This window comes from Kribbella soli (assembly GCF_004331345.1).
Taxonomy (GTDB): Bacteria; Actinomycetota; Actinomycetes; order Propionibacteriales; family Kribbellaceae; genus Kribbella; species Kribbella soli.
In genome coordinates, this window is sequence record NZ_SJJZ01000004.1 from 48341 (window position 1) to 64418 (window position 16078).

Consider the following 16078-nt stretch of genomic DNA (forward strand, 5'->3'; position numbering starts at 1 on the left):
CCTAACGTTCCGTATGTTCGGGACTGGGTGGGGGTGGCGAAAGAATGTTCCTGCGGCATGCTCTGCGGTACCGGAGGTCCCAGGGCCTGGTCCTGGCCGGGATCAGCCTGTTGATCGGCACGTGCGCGGCGTTCGCGCCCTGGTTCGCCCGGGCGGTCGAACAGACCGTCACGACCGAGGCCTTGACGCACCAGTGGAACTCCGCGGCCTGGCAGCTCAAGACGACCCCGTCGACGGTCGTCGGCGAACCGGCCGAATCGACCCCGCCGGAGGACCTCGCCCAGCTCGTCCCGGCCGACCTGAAGCAACTGTTCACCCCACCGGTCTACGGACGGACCGCCGTGGTGATCTGGGGTCTCGGCAACGACAGACCGAAGGTCGAAGGCCGGGTGGTCTGGCGGGACGGCTACTGCGCCCACCTCGAACTGACCGCCGGCCGGTGCCCCCGCGGCCCCGGTGAGGTCGCCGCTTCGACAGCGGACGCGGAGAACTTCGGCCTGGCGGTCGGGGCGACGATCAGGGCCCAGACCGCCAGCAACCCCGAGCGCAGCCCGCTCCGCGTGGTCGGGATCTACCAGGCGGACGCCGAAGCCACCTACTGGTTCGGCCGCAGACCGACCGGGAACTCGCGGCAGGCCAGCGATTCCCAGCCCCCGCTGGGCGACTTCCTGCTCGCCGAGCGTGACACCCTCGCCGCGGGGCAATGGGACGCCTACTCGACGCTGGACACCCGCCCGCAGCCGGGCAGCGCGCGAGTCGACGACCTGGACCGGATCCGGCAGGTGACCGATCAACTCGAAGCCCAGATCGCCGAACGCGGCATCAACGCGCAGAACAGCTCAGGACTGACCGGGGTCATCGACGGCATCCAGGCGGAGCGACGGCAGGCCACGACGATCATCCCTCTGGTGATGGTGCAGGTGGCCCTGTTCGGTGTGGTCGTGCTGGCGCTGGCGCTGGCCACGGTGGTCGACCAACGCCGTCCGGAACTGGCTGTCTCGCGACTGCGCGGGTCGGGCGCCGGCCCGATCGGCCGGACGCTGGCCGTCGAGCTGAGTGTGCCCGTGCTGCTCGGTACGTTGGTCGGTGCGGCGGCCGGTTTCGCAATGCTCCTCGCCGTACGAGCGGCCTGGCTGGGCGGAGCAGCGCCGCTGGAGATGCCCTGGACGGTCCCAGCAGCGGTCGCCGTAGCGGCGCTGTCCGGACTGGTCGCAGTGGCGCTGTCGGTTCGTACCGTCGTCCGCCGGCCGATCTCCAGCCTGCTCCGGCGGATCGCGCCCCGCGGACACCGGCGGACCATCGGCCTGATCGATCTCACCGTCATCGTCGTCGCATCCGCCGGGCTGGTGACCGGATTGTCCAGTGGCGGACGAGGCCCGCTCCCGATCCTGACCCCCACCTTGCTCGCTCTGGCAGCGGGACTCGCCTTCGCACACCTGCTCTTGCCGGCCGCAGGGCAGGTCAGCCGGCATGCGCTGCGCAGGGGTTGGCTCGGTCTCGCGCTCGGCGCTCTGCAGGTAGCCCGACGCCCGGCCGTGACGCGGCTCGTCGCGGTGGTCGCCGTCGCGACCGGCCTGACCTCGTTCGCCGGTCAGGCGGCGTCGGTCGCCGATCGCAACCGGGACGCCCGGGCCGGCTACGAGACCGGTGCCGAGGCCGTACTGGCGATCGACTCCACCAACCTCGGCGCCTTCACCGCGGCAGCCGACAAGGTCGATCCGGACCGGCGGTGGCTGACCCCGGTCGTGCTGACCAGTCCGCCGTCCGCCGAGAGCCTGCGCGCCCTGCTGATCGAGCCGGACAGCTATCGGCGGATCGCCTTCCGCGGCGACCGGCTCACCGATGCCGAGAGCTTCGGCAAGCTCCAGGCACCCACAGAGCCGAAACCGATCGAGCTGACCGGTCAGCGGCTGACGGTGACCGCGGACGCCGGCGCGATGACGCCGTACGAGCCGCCCGCCGGTGAGAATGTGGCTCCTCCCCCCGAGGAGCCGGCTAAGTCGGTGGTCCTGCAGGCGACGGTGGTCAACCAGCGCAGCGGGGGGCGCTATCTGGTGCGTTTCCCGGCGATACCGCTGGGTCGCGGCGGTCCGGTCACACTGAGTACGGCGCTCGGCTGTCTGCCGGCTTGTCAGCTGCTTCGGCTCGGGGTGTCCCGCGAAGTGGGTGACACTGCCGGTGTCAAAGGCGAGATCGCGATCAGCCGCCTGGCGACCGACACCCAGCAGTCGATCCCACTGGGCCGGACGCAGGACTGGACGAACGGCTCGCAGGCGGGTGACGACCAGGGCAGCATCGCGCCCAGGACTGCGCCGAACGGGCTGGCGCTCGAGGTGACCAGCCTCGGCGGCGAACTGAATCTCCAGTACGCCGCGATCCCCACGCCGGTGCCGGCGCTGGTGAGTCCGGACGCCGTCGGCGACGCTCTGACGGTGCCCGGCCTCGACGGGATCTCGATCCCGATCGCCAAGCTCGGCAACCCTCGGATCCCGGTGCCGCGCCACACCGACCGGGTCGCCGTCCTCGACCTGGAAACCGCCCGCCGGGTCGGCGGGAGCGTCGACCGCGCTTCGACGGAGTTCGAGCTGTGGCTCAACGCCGACGGGCTCGCGAACGTCGGCACAGTCATGGACGGCCTGACCGCGGCCGGCGTCACCCCCACCCTCGTCGACCGGCGGTCGGACCGGATCGCGGGATACGGGCGTTCCGCCAGTGCACTCGCGCTGCAGCTGACTCCGATCGTCGGGCTCGCCAGCTGGGCCCTCGCGGTGATCGTGCTGCTGCTGATGGGCGTCAGCTCCTGGCGCTCCCGGGCCCAGGACTACGCGAGTCTGCGGATCAACGGCGTACCGGCAACCACGACCGGAGGGGCGGCGCGCTGGGAACAGACCGGACCGGTCGCGCTGGCAGCGCTGCTCGGGTCGGCCTGCGGCATCGTCGGCGCTCACATCGCGCTCCCGATGTTCCCGCTCTTCGCGGAAACCTCCGAACCGTCGCCGATTCCGCTCGACCTGGCGATCAACTGGCCCGGAGCGGTGATCCTCTGGCTGGCCGGCACCCTCGTGCTGACGGCGACGACGCTGGTACTGGGCACCACCATGAACCGCCGCGCGAGCTACAGCCGGATCCGGGAGGAACTGTCATGAGCGGACTGGCGATCAGCACCAGCGGCCTGGTCCACATCTACCGCAGCCAAGGCCATGACGTCGCCGCCTTGTCGGGGATCGGGATCACTGTGCAACCCGGTGAGCTCGTCGGCCTGCTCGGCCCGTCCGGCGCCGGCAAGTCCACACTGCTTCAGCTGTGCGGCGGTCTGCTGACGCCGAGCGCCGGGCGCCTGCAGATCGGCGAGCACAACCTGGCGACGATGACCGCGCCCGAGCTCGACCGGATGCGCGCCCGGGACGTCGGCATCGTGTTGCAGGGAGCCGGGCGCAACCTCATCCCTTACCTGACCCCCGTGGACAACGTCCGGCACGCACAGCGCGCCGCTCGCGATCGCACCTTGCCGCCGCCGCAGGACGTGCTCGAACTGGTCGGGCTGACCGACCACGCCCGTGCTCCGCTGACGTCGCTGACGCCCGGGCAGCTCCAGCTCTGTGCGGTTGCGGCAGGGATCGCCACGTTCCCCGGCCTGCTGCTGGCCGACGAGCCGACGAGCCAGCTGGACCACCAGGCCAGGGACGAGGTTCTGGCCGCGATCTCGACCATCAACGCGAGTACCGGTATGACGGTGCTGCTGGTCACCCACGACCCCGAGGTCGCCGCGCTGCTTCCCCGCACCGTCACCATCCGCGACGGGCGGATCGCGTCCGAGGGGCGCAGCGGCGAGGAGTTCGCGGTCGTCGCGACCGATGGATCCCTACCGCTGCCGCCCCACGTCGCCGAACTCCTGGCCCCAGGAACCCTGCTCCGCGTCACCACCACCGAGGACGGCGACGTTCGCCTGAGCCGTGTCCAGCAAGAAGGTCAGTCGTGATCAGGCCTTCTCGAACCAGCCGGGGTTCTTGCGGTGGTGGACCGTCGGCAGCTGCCGCGGGCTGGTCGGGGCGGCCCACTTGGCCGCGTTGGCGATGATCTGCTGGACCTCGGGCTGGTGGTACGTCGGGTACTCCTGGTCGCCGGGGCGGAAGTAGAAGACCCGGCCCTGGCCGCGGCGGTAGCAGCAGCCGGAGCGGAACACCTCGCCGCCGGAGAACGAGCTGACGAACACCAGCTCGTCCGGCTGCGGGATGTCGAACAGCTCGCCGTACATCTCCTCGCGCTCGATCACCAGCGGGTGCGGGATGCCCTGCGCGATCGGGTGCCCGGCGGCGACCGTCCAGATCAGCTCGCGGTCGTTCTCGGACCGCCAGTCGAGCGAGCAGGTGGTCCCCATCAGCTTGATGAAGATCTTGCTGAAGTGCGCCGAGTGCAGTGCGATCAGGCCCATCCCGGACAGCACGTGCTTCTGCACCCGGTCGACGATCGCGTCGTCGACGTCACCGTGCGCGGCGTGCCCCCACCAGGTGAGTACGTCGGTGTCGGCGAGCACTTCCTCGGTCAGACCGTGCTCGTCCTGCTGCAGCCACGCCGTACGGACGACCACGTCCTGGCCGAGCTTGTCCCGCAGCGCCGCCGCGATCGTCTCGTGCATGGTGTCCGGGTAGACCTTGCGCACGGACTCGTCGCGGCCCTCGTGGACGTTCTCGCCCCAGACGGTGACGCGAATGGGTTCAGTCATTGAGCACAACCTCTCGTCCCGCCTTCGCCGAGGCGTAGCAGGCGTCGATGATCTCGGTCCGCAGCAGCGCCTCGGACCCGTTCTGGCCTTCCCACTCACCGCTCTTGACGATCCGGACGAACTCCCGCACCACGGCGCGGTGGCCGAGCCCGGCGCCGGTCGCCGGCTTCACCTCGGCCGGTACGCCGCCGACGTCGGTGAAGATCCGCAGCGTGTCCTCGTTGGTGTAGTTCTGCACCTCGATCTTGGCGCCGCCGTCGGTACCGAACAGCTCGATCCCGAAGTTGTCGCCCGGTGCCCGGAACGTCGCCCAGCTGGTCTCCAGCTGCAGCGCGCCGCCGCCCTTCAGCCGCAGGTACGCCGTGGCCAGGTCCTCGACCTCGAACGCCGACCCGAGGGTGTTCGCGTTCGGGTCGCGGCTGCCCTTGCCGCGCGGGCCGAGCTCGGCGAACGTGTCGGCCGACACCGTGCTCACCTGCGGCTCGCCCATCAGGTGCAGCGCCATGTCGAGGATGTGGACGCCGAGGTCGATCAGCGGCCCGCCGCCGGACAGCTCCCGGTTGGTGAACCAGCCGCCCATCCCGGGGATGCCGTTGCGGCGCATCCAGTGCGCCTTCGCGTAGTAGATCCGGCCGAGCTGGCCCTCGTCGATCTGGTGCTTGAGCGCCGCGACGTCGCCGCGCTCACGGTGGTTGAACACGACCTTCAGCACCCGGCCGGCCTGCTTCGAGGCCTCGACCATCGCGGTGCCCTCGGCCACGGTCCGGGCCAGCGGCTTCTCGGACAGCACGTGCAGACCCTTCTGCAGGGCCGCCAGCGCGATCGGGGCGTGCAGCTGCGTCGGCGTACCGATGCTGACCGCCTCCAGCCCCGGGGTCTCGAGCAGGTCCTCCCACTTCTCGTACAGATGCGGTACGCCGTGCTTCTCGCCCAGACTGGTCAGGGTGTCCTTCTCCAGGCCCGCCAGGCCGATCACCTCGACGTCCGGCAGCTCGGAGAACGCCTCCAGCGCCGTCCGCCCGGCAAAGCCCAGTCCTACGACACCGACCCGCAGTTTTTGATCGTTCACAGACACGATCCTCTCCCGATGACAACGAAGGTCACAAACCTCGATCCACAGTACGGAACAGGTTCGAACACCGCTGCGGAGGGTGTGTCAGTCCTCGTCGGTGTCGAAGTCCGGGTCGATCTGTTCCGGTGACAGCGCCAGGACGTCGGCCAGCTCCAGGACCAGGGCGGAGCGGACCAGCCAGGACAGGCCGGCGCCGGAGCGTTCGGCGCGGAGCTCGATCGGGCGCCGGAAGACCACGATCCGGTACGGCTCGTGCGACGTACCGCCGGTGGCGTGCGTGAGCGGGATCTCGGTGGCGTCGAGCTCCAGGTTCGGCACGTCCTCGATGGCGAACTCGACCCGCGCGACCACCTGCGGCAGCCGTTTCTCCAGCCGCGTCACCTCGATCGCGACCACCTCGTCGAACTGCGCGGCGGCGGACCGCTGCAGCGGCAGACCACGCGGCGCGAACTTGCTCGGCCGGCTGATCGGGCCGAGCATTCCGCGCCCATGGCGGTCGATGTGCCGTTGATGACGGCGAGCCTCGGTCACGCGCTCAGCCTAGTGGGCGTAATGTCTGGTCGTGAGCATCGCCAGGATCTGTTCGCGCGCCGGATGTCAGAAGCCTGCCGTATCGACGCTCACCTACGTGTACGCCGACTCGACCTGCGTCCTCGGTCCGCTGGCCACGTACGCCGAGCCGCACTGCTACGACCTGTGCGCCGACCACGCCGACCGCCTCACCGCTCCGAACGGCTGGGAGGTCATCCGGCTCGCTCCGGACCCCGCGGCCGCCGGTCCGTCCTCCGACGACCTGGAAGCCCTGGCGAACGCGGTCCGCGAAGCAGCACGTCCCCTGCCCCGCCGCGAGCCCGGAGCCGGTACGCCGGGGGCCCCGGTCGAGGTAGCCCGCCGCGGCCACCTCCGCATGCTGCAGGACCCGGGCGCCAACACCAACGAGGGCTGACTACCGCAGCGCCGCGCTGACGTCCGGCTGGGCGCCCAGCTGAGCGCGGAACACCAGCGACGTCGTCAACGGCCACGCGGCCACCTGCGGTACGTCGTCGTCGGCCGGCTTCGCCGCCGGCATCAGCGTGACGCCCGCGACCACGGTCCCCCGCGTCTGCTGAACCATCAGGTACGTCGGCCGCGGCTGCGCCGGGATCGGGATCGGTGTCGTCGCGCCACCGACCACGTCCAAGGCTCGGGTGGTCAGCACCCGGTCGACCGCGTCCCGCAGCTCGAACTTCACACTGCCGGTCTTCCCCGGCGCAGTCACCTGCAGCAGAGCCGGCTGCTTGTGCGCCGGAATGACCAGGTACGCCGGACCGGTCAGCGCCTCCGCCGACCCGAGCGACGAGAACTCGGTCCGGCTCGCGTCCGTGGCCCGCACCGACGCTGTCACCGGCTGGTCCGACGTCAGGGTGATCGCGCTGGCGTCACCATGCAGCACCGGGTCGAGCATGAACGTCTTCACCGAGCCCGCGGCGATCTGCACGGTCTCCAGACCGGCCGGCTTGAACGGTCCGTTCGGCCCGTTCACCGTCAGGCTTGCGGTCGCCTGCAGGTCGGTGGGGTTCGCCACCGACAGGATCCGCAGACCGCCACCGGGCGCCACCGCGGGCACGAACACCTTGGTCGCGGGCGCCGCTGAGGGGTTCAGCCAGTCCACACCGCTCGGCTGAGTGCCGTTCGACGCGTTGGACCGGACGGCGGCCGCTACCCGGCCACCTGTCGATTCCACGTGCAGGGCGAGGTCGCGGAGGTTCGGAGCGATCTGCTTGAGGAACAGTTGGAAGGTGCCGAGCGCCGGCACCACGATGCCCCGGGCCGCGGGCAGGTCCTGCGCACCGGTCCGCGCGTACACGCTGACGTTCACTTCCGCGTTGATGCTGTCCAGGTTGGTCAGCACCAGCACGTCACGCCGGTCGCTCGCACCGGACGCTCCGACGAACCAGAAGTCCGAACCGGGCACCTGGCACGGCACGCTGGCCATACCGCGGTTCACGCCCTCCTCCGCGGTCGTCGTACTCGTGCCGACCGTCCCCGCGGACAGCGGTCCGGTGCCCTTGATGGACAGCGGCTCCGGCTTCACGACCACCGCAGTCGAACCGATCGTTCCGCGCTTCAGCAGGGACCCGACCGGGTCCGACGTGGTCGGCAGCGGAGCGATCGTCAACGGCTCGGCGTTCCCCGGCGCGGTCGGCGTACCTTCCGGCAGCGTCGGCGACACTCCGTTCACCACACTGGCCATCTTGCCGCCGGCAGACAGCACCGGGCAGGACAGCGCCGTACGGTTCACCACTGTGCGGGCCGGCTCGGTGACGACGGCCTGCGCGCGGGTGTCGGCCTTCTCGGGGTGGATGACCACTCCGATCCCGGCCAGCGCGGCCATGGCAACGACAACGGCTCCGATCCGGAGACGCGGGTCGGACAGCAACCGGCTCACCGGTCCCTCCTCGCGTGGGTGCCCTGCGGTACGGCGACGGTGCGGCGCACCGTCGGCAGACAGAAGACCAGTGCGAGGATCCAGCCGATCAGACCGAGGATGCGCCAGACCGTGTGGGTCTGGTCGACCAGCGGCGTCTGGCCCTTGATCTTCGACCGGTCGACCAGCCACGAGGCGTCGCCGTCGCTCGCACTGGCCCTGGTCAGGCCCGGCAGCGAGTCGAGCGTCGACTGCAACGTCGGGTCCACCGGACCGGGCAGGTACACGTAGTCGATCGCGAGACCAGCCAACTGCCGGCCCTCCTCACCGCTACCGCCACCACCCAGCGTCGCCAGGACATCCGTCAGCGGCTTGGTCTGTGCCGCGGTCGGCGCCGCCTCGAGCGCCCCCATCCGCGGTCCGCCGTTCTTGACCAGCGAGAACCGCATCTGGCCTTCCGGCGCCTTCCGCACCACCAGGATCGACTGGTTGTCCGGCGGGTCCTGCGAAGCAACCAGGTACGCCGGGAGGTCCTGAGCGGGACCACGCCACAACGGACCGTCGACCCCACGCACCAGCCAGAAGCCGGCCGTCACCACCGTGGTCAGCAGGACGATGCCGAGCACGCCCTGGACGATGATCTCGGTGGACTTGCCGACCGAGTCCCAAGCGACCGCGACGGTGATGATCCAGCCGGCAGTCATCAGGAACATCAACGGTCCACTGCCGCCGCCGAGCCGGCTGGCAACCAGCGTCCCGGCCATACCGGCCAGTGCGGCGAACCAACCGAGCAGCTCGTACCGCTGCCGCGACTGACGCAGCAGACTGACCAGAGCCACCAGAATCAGCGGTACGGCGAACCACCACGGCGCCGGCGCACCGATCGGCGTACCGGTCAGCAGATGCGGCAGGCTGTCGCCCGGACCGATCGCAGCGGTCGGCGGACCGCCCGCCTCCTGCCCCAGCTTCGACGGGTGCTGCACCAACTCCAACGTCCACGGCAGCACGAGCAGCAGGCCCAGCACGACCGAGAACACCAACTGGCGCCCCTGCCGCCGCCAGCCGAGCCCCAGCACCGCGCCGAGGACCAGAATGACGCTGACCAGCAGAGCCAGTGCCGGCGTGAACGCGAACAGCACCGCCAGACAAATCCCCGCGAACCACGCCGCCCGCCAGCTGCCCTGAACGACCACGCGCCGCCGACGAGCAACGGTGTGGACGGCCGCACCGAGCAGCGGCAGCACGATCGCCGCCACACACGTCCCGATCCGCCCCTGCGTGATCGCACCGTTCGTGAAAACAGCCAGCCCGTACGCCGATGCGCCCCAGGCCCGCGCCACGCGGTCGACGACGAACGCCCGCAGCAACGCCCACGCGGCCAGACCGGCCAGTGGGACCGCGCCGAGCAACAGAACGTTCGTGGCACCGGTCGGACCGAACATGACCGTCGAGAACGCCCAGAACTGCGCCAACCAAGCAGGTGGTGTCACACCCGGTGGAGCGGACGCTGCTGCATGCCACAGCGCCGCAAGGTTCTCCTGCGCTGGTAGCAACAGGTTGGACCGGAGTACGCCGCCGCCGATCAGATCGCGGGCCGCGATGAACGCCCCGATCGCCAGCACGACCCACGCGATCAGGAACGGCCGCCGGATCAGCTGACGCCGCCACCTCGGCTGGTCGACCGCTACGCGCGCAGTGGACTTGGCGCGTCGGGCGGTCGTGACGACCTGTTCTTCCGGCTCGTCCGCCCAAGCTTCGCGGATCCGCTCGGAGATCGTGCTGGTCGTCTCCTCCAGGTTGTGCCGTAGTGCGTGCACAGACCGGGAGAACAGGCCCTTGATGTCGTCGTACGGGACCTGGTCGAGACTTCGGCGGCTCTTGCGTGCTTGCGTCCAGCCACCGGCCAGGAGAGTGCCGAGCAACGCGGTCCACTCGTCGACGGCACCGGACGGTGTCTTGCCGAGCAGGAACCAGACCGACCGCATCACGGCGCCGAGCAGGAACCGCAGGATCAGCAGCGGAAGCAGCTTGCTGGGAGCGTTCGCGAGAACGGTGTAGTACGCATGGGCGCGGTCGAGCTGGTACGCGTGGCGTCGGGTGCCGGCCAGCGCTCGCTCGCCGGTCGCCGCGGCCTGCGCGTGGTAGACGACCGCGTCGGGCGCGACGCCGACCTGGTAGCCGGCGCGGCTGGCGCGCCAGCCGAAGTCGATGTCGTCGCGGAACATCGGCAGCCGCGGGTCGAAACCGTGCAGCGCCTCCCAGACGTCGCGCCGTACCAGCATGCCGGCCGAGCTGACGGCGAGCACGTTCCGCGGCTGGTCGTGCTGTCCCTGGTCCAGCTCGCCGTTCTCGATGCCGGTGTCGCGACGGCCGCCGAGCGACGTGGTGACGCCGACCTCGAGCAGCTCCCGGTCCCGCGGCCAGAGCCGCAGCTTCGGCCCCCAGACGCCGGTGTTCGGCGCCATAGTGGCCTGGAGCAACAATTTCTCCAGGGCCTTCGGCGCCGGCGCGCAGTCGTCGTGCAGCAGCCAGAGCCACTCCACCACGGGCATGTGGCCGTCGTCGCCGTACGGACCGACGGCACTCGGGATCGGCGCGAAACCGTGCGCCTCGAGACCGCGGGCGACCGCCATCCCGAAGCCGGTCCGCGCCGAGACGCTAACCACCGGCTCCACGCCGGGCATCGCGGCGAGTAGTTCAGCGGTCTCGTCGGTGGATCCGGTGTCGACCGCGATCAGCCGGTCCGGGCGCGGGTTGAGAGCCCACAACGCCTCGGACAGCCGCGGCAGCCAGGCCGCGCCTTCATGCCCGACCACCACCGCGGTGACGACATGCCGGACCCGCGGACGACCCATCGGGTCGTCGATGTGATCGGTCGGGAAGTCGACGGAGTCGAAGAATTCCCAGCCGGCCGGGGCTTCTTGTTCCATGCGGAGCTGTGACACCTCGATGCTTGCGGACGGTCACCGCGACCGCAGTCCCGGCGAGGACTCACCATACAGCCGGTGGTCGAGTGCCGGAAAAGCCGCGGGCCCCGGGCGACGTTCGCCCGGGGCCTCGCGGAAGTCCTGATGTATTTGTGCTGTTACCGACGGCTCAGACGGCCTTCTTCTTCAGCTTGCGGCGTTCCCGTTCCGACAGACCGCCCCAGATCCCGAAGCGCTCGTCGTTCTGCAGCGCGTACTCGAGGCACTCGCCGCGGACGTCGCAACCGAGGCACACTTTCTTGGCCTCGCGGGTGGAACCGCCCTTCTCCGGGAAGAAAGCCTCTGGATCGGTCTGGGCGCACAGCGCCCTTTCCTGCCAGTTCGGCTCCTCCTCGATCGCCTCACCGTCGACAATCGCCATCAGCTCTGTCACGGTACGACCTCCTCGACCCTGTTCGTTCCCCTGTACATGTGGGTTTGCGGTCCACATGCCTGACCTCGTCCGTCCTGCGCTCTGCAACGGTCCCCGATACCGAGTGTCCTAACGAACGACACGGTTGAAATTACATTCCTGCAATCCACGAAAGTCAAGCCGTGCTCTGCTATTGGGATCATCCGCAACACGGCCGCAAAAGAACGAGAGGCCTGTAGTTACAGGCCTCTCGCGCTGTGTACCCGGGCTCAAACCGCGTGCTACCGGGATTTTCCCGCAGGCTTGGTAAGGGCTTGCTGTCACAGAGCTGCCCTTGCTGTTGCCTGATCAGGAAGGTTGCGACCACCAACCCTGCTGACCCTGGCCCGGCTGGTTCGGGTCGTTCTTGTCCGCGTCGGCCCGCGGGTCGATGCGGGTCTCGTCGGCGGCCTCGGCCTGCGGTGCCGGGTCCGCAGCACTCGGCTGCTGCTCGGCGGCCGGGGTCTCCTCGGCCTGCCAGGCCTGCTCCTGCTGCCACGCCTGCTGAGCCTGCTGGGCCTCCGCCGGCTCTTGGGTGCCCTCAGCGGCGCCGTGCTCCTGCTGGCCCCACTCCTGACCGGCCGGGGTCTGCTGGCCGTACTCCTGGCCACCCCACTGCTGCTGGCCCGCGTCAGCGCCGCCCCACTGCTGCTCCTGCGGCCACTGCTGAGCCGGCTGGCCCTGGTCCTGGCCACCCCACTGCTGCTGGCCTTCGGAGTTCCACGGCTGCGTCGGCTCGGCGGTCTGGCCCTCGGCGGGCCACGCCTGCTCGGCGCCCTGCTGACCGGCGTGCTGCGCGGAGTGCTGACCGGACTGCTGGGCCTCGGCCTCACCGGCCGACCAGGCCTGCTGCTCGCCCTGGTTCCAGCCCTGCTCCTGCGGCCACTGCTGGCCCTGGCCCTGGTCCTGGCCCGCGGCGTAGCCACCAGCTGCGCCGGCAGCAGCACCAGCCGCGTAACCGCCGTACTGCTGACCCTGGTCGTACTGGCCGCCGAACTGACCCTGCTGGGCCGGCTGGCCCTGGTCGTAACCCTGCTGGGCGTAGCCCTGCTGCTGGCCGTACGGCGCAGTCTGGCCGTACTGCTGGCCCGGCTGACCCTGCTGGAACTGACCCGGCTTCGGCGCACGCACCGGCGCGGGGAGCGCCTGGAACGTCTTCAGGATGTAGAAGCCGCCGGCGCCGTACAGCGCGAGGCCGGCGAGCACCATCAGGAAGCTGAAGATCTTCACGCCGGCGGTGGTGCTGTCGTTGAAGCCGGCGAATCCCGAGATCAGGAGGATCAGCGCGGTCACACCCGTGATGACGAGCGCGGCCAGCGCGACGATCCGCGCGTTCGGGGTCCGCTCACCTTCGTTCACCAGCCACACCGCCCCGACCAGGGCGAGGACGCTCACCAGCCCGGCGAGGCCGAGCTGGCCACCGAAGGGGATGAGCAGGTTCGATACGTAGGCGGAAGCGGCGACGAAACCCGCTCCGCCGACGAACAGCCGGATCAGCGCGGCCAGCGCGAGCAGGCCGGAGTATGCGAGCAGGATGTACGCGACCGGCTCTCTGAGCTTCTTGGTTGCGTCGGTGACCACGAGGGCTCCTCGGATGTTGGGGGGCCGTACAACTGAGCTGTGCGGACGTGATGACCCTCCGCAGCATAGTCGTGCGGTGGTCCGACGCATTGACGACTCGGGCAGACTCTTCCCATGCGATTGACAGTGCTGGCCGGCGGCATCGGCGGCTCCACCTTCCTGCTCGGGCTCCTGAAGGCCCGTCCGGACGCCGAGATCACCGTCGTGGGGAACACCGCGGACGACATCACCCTGTTCGGGCTGCGGGTCTGTCCCGACCTCGACACCGTGATGTACACGCTCGGCGGTGGCATCTCGGAGGAGCGGAAGTGGGGCCGTGAGGACGAGACCTGGGTGATCAAGGAGGAGCTCGCGGCGTACGGCGTGGAACCGACCTGGTTCGGGCTCGGCGACCGGGACGTGGCGACGCACCTGGTGCGCACCCAGATGCTGGACGCCGGCTACACGCTGAGTGCCGTCACCGAGGCGCTGTCCACGCGCTGGAAGCTGCCGGTCCGGCTGCTGCCGATGAGTGACGACCGGATCGAGACCCACGTGGTGGTGGACGACCCGGAGCAGCCCGGGAAGCGCAAGGCCATTCATTTCCAGGAGTACTGGGTCCGCTACCAGGCCGGGATCCCCGCACACCAGATCGTTGCCGTCGGCCAGGACAAGGCCAAGCCGGCACCCGGCGTACTGGAGGCGATCGCGGACTGCGACGTACTGATCGTGCCGCCGTCCAACCCGGTGGTCTCGGTCGGCACGATCCTCGGCGTCCCCGGGATCCGGGACGCGGTCCGGGAGACGCAGGCCCCGGTCATCGGGCTGTCGCCGATCATCGGCACCGGTCCGGTCCGTGGAATGGCGGACAAGGTGCTGGCCACCGTCGGTGTGGCCTCCACGGCGTCGGCCGTCGCCCGGTACTACGGCTCCCGCACGTCCGGCGGCGTACTGGACGGCTGGCTGATCGACTCCTCCGACGCGATCCAGGCGGATTCGATCGCCGGGGCCGGAATTCACGTGCAGGCGGTGCCGTTGTGGATGACGGACGAGACCAAAACCGCCGCGATGGCTGACGCGGCACTGACCCTCGCGGAGGCCGTACGGCGATGAGGAAGCACCTGGAGATCTTCCCGGTGACCGGACTGCCCGAGGTGGCGGCCGGTGACGACCTGGCCGCGCTGATCGCCGAAGGCACCGACCTGCGCGACGGCGACGTCGTCTCGGTGACGTCGAAGATCGTCAGCAAGGCGGAGGGCCGGCTGACGAACGGCACCCGCCAGGAGGCGATCGACGCCGAGCTCGTGCGGGTCGTCGCGCAACGCGGTGAGACCCGGATCGTGCAGACCCGGCACGGCCTGGTGATGGCCGCAGCGGGCACCGACACGTCGAACACGGCCCCCGGCACGGTCCTGTTGCTCCCGGTCGACCCGGATGCGTCGGCCCGCGACCTGCGGACCGCCTTGAAGGAGAGGTACGACGTCAATGTCGGCATCGTCGTTACGGACACGCTCGGCCGCCCGTGGCGCAACGGTCAGACCGACCTGGCGATCGGCGCCGCCGGCGTCCGCGTCGTGGAGGACCTGCGCGGCACGACGGACAGCCACGGCAACGTCCTCGCGGTGACCGAGCCCGCGCTGGCCGACGAGATCGCCGGTGCCAGCGAGCTGGTCAAGGGCAAGGCGGACGGCGTGCCGGTCGCCGTACTGCGTGGGCTGGAGGATGCCGTGCTGCCGGTCGGTGAGCACGGGCCGGGCGCGCGGGCGCTGGTGCGGGACGCCGAGCACGACATGTTCAGCCTGGGAACGCGGGAGGCCGCGCGGGCCGCCGTACTCGATCGGCAACCGCCGTCCGGGCCACGTGAGGCGGATCCGGCGCTCTGGTCCGGGCTGCTGGCCGACCTGGACGGTGTTCGGCTCGAGGCGGCGGACAACGCTGTCACGGTGTTCGGCGACGAGCCGGTGACCGTCGGAATGGTCGCGGAGCGGCTGGCCGTCCTGCTGCACGCCGAGGGGTACGGCGTGGCGGTGCGTCCCGGACCGGGCAGTGAGGCGACGGTCACGTTCGGCTCACGGTCCCGATAGTTTTCTAGGCAACTTCTCAGGGGCACCTCGTACACTGCCTTCGCACGGCGGCGCGGTGGCCGCCCCGATCCGGGAAGACCAACACTGTGGGTAAAGCGTCGTCGCAGAAACAGTCGCGCCGCGAGATGATCGAGAAAATGCAGCGCGAGCAGGCCCGCACGGACCGCCGCCGCACGATCCTCATCGTGGTGTGCTCCATCGTGGTCGGCCTGGCCATCATCGCCTACCCGGCGATCAAGCTGATCCAGGACTCCCGGACCAAGAACCAGGCCCTGACCGACTTCGGTGTCGCCGCGACCGCGGCCTCCTGCGACGCGGCCACCAACGACGTGGCCGGCGGTACCCAGGACCACCGGCCCGACGGCGAGAAGATCATGTACGCCGTCTCGCCGCCGTCCTCGGGCCCGCACTACGCGGTCTGGGCGCCGTTCGACAAGAAGTTCTACTCCGAGGGCGACCGTCCCCCGGTGGAGAACCTGGTGCACAACCTCGAGCACGGCTACACGATCCTCTGGTACCGGGACACGCTGCCGAAGGACCAGATCGACCAGATCGAGAAGATCGCCAAGTCGAAGCTGCCCGAGAGCTCGCTCAGCAAGTTCATCGCCGCCCCGTTCAAGCAGGACGATGGCAAGCCCTGGCCGGACGGCAAGAACCTCGCCTTCGCGCACTGGAGCGGCCCGGACTCCGCCCAGAAGTCCTTCGGCCACCGCCAGTTCTGCGGCTCGGTCAGCGGCGAGGCCCTGAAACAGTTCATGGAGAAGTACCCAGCCACCGACGCCCAGGAGCCGAACGGCGGCTGACCCACACCCGACGCAGTCGAGGGGATATCCCTTCGCGTTGTGGGTTCTCCC

The 16078-nt window shown here is 70.0% G+C and carries 13 protein-coding genes; 6 read left to right on the forward strand and 7 right to left on the reverse strand.

Annotated features, from left to right (window positions below):
* Positions 1-44 precede the first annotated feature (44 nt).
* Positions 45-3146, forward strand: a complete 3102-nt coding sequence (locus E0H45_RS31090; RefSeq protein ID WP_131344071.1) for an FtsX-like permease family protein — start codon at positions 45-47, stop codon at positions 3144-3146.
* Positions 3143-3979 (forward strand): ABC transporter ATP-binding protein, encoded by an 837-nt coding sequence (locus tag E0H45_RS31095; protein WP_131344073.1) that lies wholly within the window; start codon positions 3143-3145, stop codon positions 3977-3979. The genes E0H45_RS31090 and E0H45_RS31095 overlap by 4 nt, the downstream gene beginning before the upstream one ends.
* Here the strand turns inward: E0H45_RS31095 and E0H45_RS31100 are convergent, their stop codons facing one another.
* From E0H45_RS31100 to E0H45_RS31110, 3 genes are all read right to left on the reverse strand, one after another.
* Positions 3980-4723, reverse strand: a complete 744-nt coding sequence (locus E0H45_RS31100; protein WP_131344075.1) for a ThuA domain-containing protein — start codon at positions 4721-4723, stop codon at positions 3980-3982.
* Positions 4716-5792, reverse strand: a complete 1077-nt coding sequence (locus E0H45_RS31105; protein WP_131344077.1) for a Gfo/Idh/MocA family protein — start codon at positions 5790-5792, stop codon at positions 4716-4718. The genes E0H45_RS31100 and E0H45_RS31105 overlap by 8 nt, the downstream gene beginning before the upstream one ends.
* Before the next feature lie 87 nt (positions 5793-5879).
* Positions 5880-6326 carry a metallopeptidase family protein gene (locus E0H45_RS31110; RefSeq protein WP_238155429.1) on the reverse strand — a complete coding sequence of 149 codons (447 nt, stop codon included), beginning with the start codon at positions 6324-6326 and terminating at the stop codon, positions 5880-5882.
* A gap of 31 nt (positions 6327-6357) precedes the next feature.
* Between E0H45_RS31110 and E0H45_RS31115 the strand changes: the two genes are divergently transcribed.
* Positions 6358-6741: a DUF3499 domain-containing protein gene (locus tag E0H45_RS31115; RefSeq protein ID WP_130382495.1), complete on the forward strand. Its 384-nt coding sequence runs from the start codon at positions 6358-6360 to the stop codon at positions 6739-6741.
* On the opposite strand, the gene E0H45_RS31120 is transcribed toward E0H45_RS31115, so the two are convergent.
* The 4 genes from E0H45_RS31120 to E0H45_RS31135 form a co-directional block, all read right to left on the reverse strand.
* Positions 6742-8223, reverse strand: a complete 1482-nt coding sequence (locus E0H45_RS31120; protein WP_131344079.1) for a DUF5719 family protein — start codon at positions 8221-8223, stop codon at positions 6742-6744.
* A complete protein-coding gene (locus tag E0H45_RS31125) occupies positions 8220-11132 on the reverse strand; it encodes a glycosyltransferase family 2 protein (protein ID WP_131344081.1) in 2913 nt (970 codons plus the stop codon). Before E0H45_RS31125 ends, E0H45_RS31120 begins: the two co-directional genes overlap by 4 nt.
* Before the next feature lie 166 nt (positions 11133-11298).
* Positions 11299-11550 carry a WhiB family transcriptional regulator gene (locus E0H45_RS31130; RefSeq protein ID WP_020389877.1) on the reverse strand — a complete coding sequence of 84 codons (252 nt, stop codon included), beginning with the start codon at positions 11548-11550 and terminating at the stop codon, positions 11299-11301.
* 339 nt (positions 11551-11889) lie between these two features.
* Complete coding sequence (locus E0H45_RS31135; RefSeq protein ID WP_131344082.1) at positions 11890-13161, reverse strand: hypothetical protein; 1272 nt, start codon at positions 13159-13161, stop codon at positions 11890-11892.
* 114 nt (positions 13162-13275) lie between these two features.
* Here E0H45_RS31135 and cofD point away from each other — a divergent pair, with 114 nt between their 5' ends.
* The 3 genes from cofD to E0H45_RS31150 all read left to right on the forward strand — a co-directional run bounded on the left by cofD (position 13276) and on the right by E0H45_RS31150 (position 16027).
* Positions 13276-14253: a 2-phospho-L-lactate transferase gene (gene cofD / locus E0H45_RS31140; RefSeq protein ID WP_131344084.1), complete on the forward strand. Its 978-nt coding sequence runs from the start codon at positions 13276-13278 to the stop codon at positions 14251-14253.
* Positions 14250-15224 carry a coenzyme F420-0:L-glutamate ligase gene (locus tag E0H45_RS31145; RefSeq protein ID WP_131344086.1) on the forward strand — a complete coding sequence of 325 codons (975 nt, stop codon included), beginning with the start codon at positions 14250-14252 and terminating at the stop codon, positions 15222-15224. Before cofD ends, E0H45_RS31145 begins: the two co-directional genes overlap by 4 nt.
* Before the next feature lie 137 nt (positions 15225-15361).
* Positions 15362-16027, forward strand: coding sequence for a DUF3105 domain-containing protein (locus E0H45_RS31150; RefSeq protein WP_238155430.1), 666 nt, complete (start codon positions 15362-15364; stop codon positions 16025-16027).
* The last annotated feature ends 51 nt before the right edge of the window (positions 16028-16078 follow it).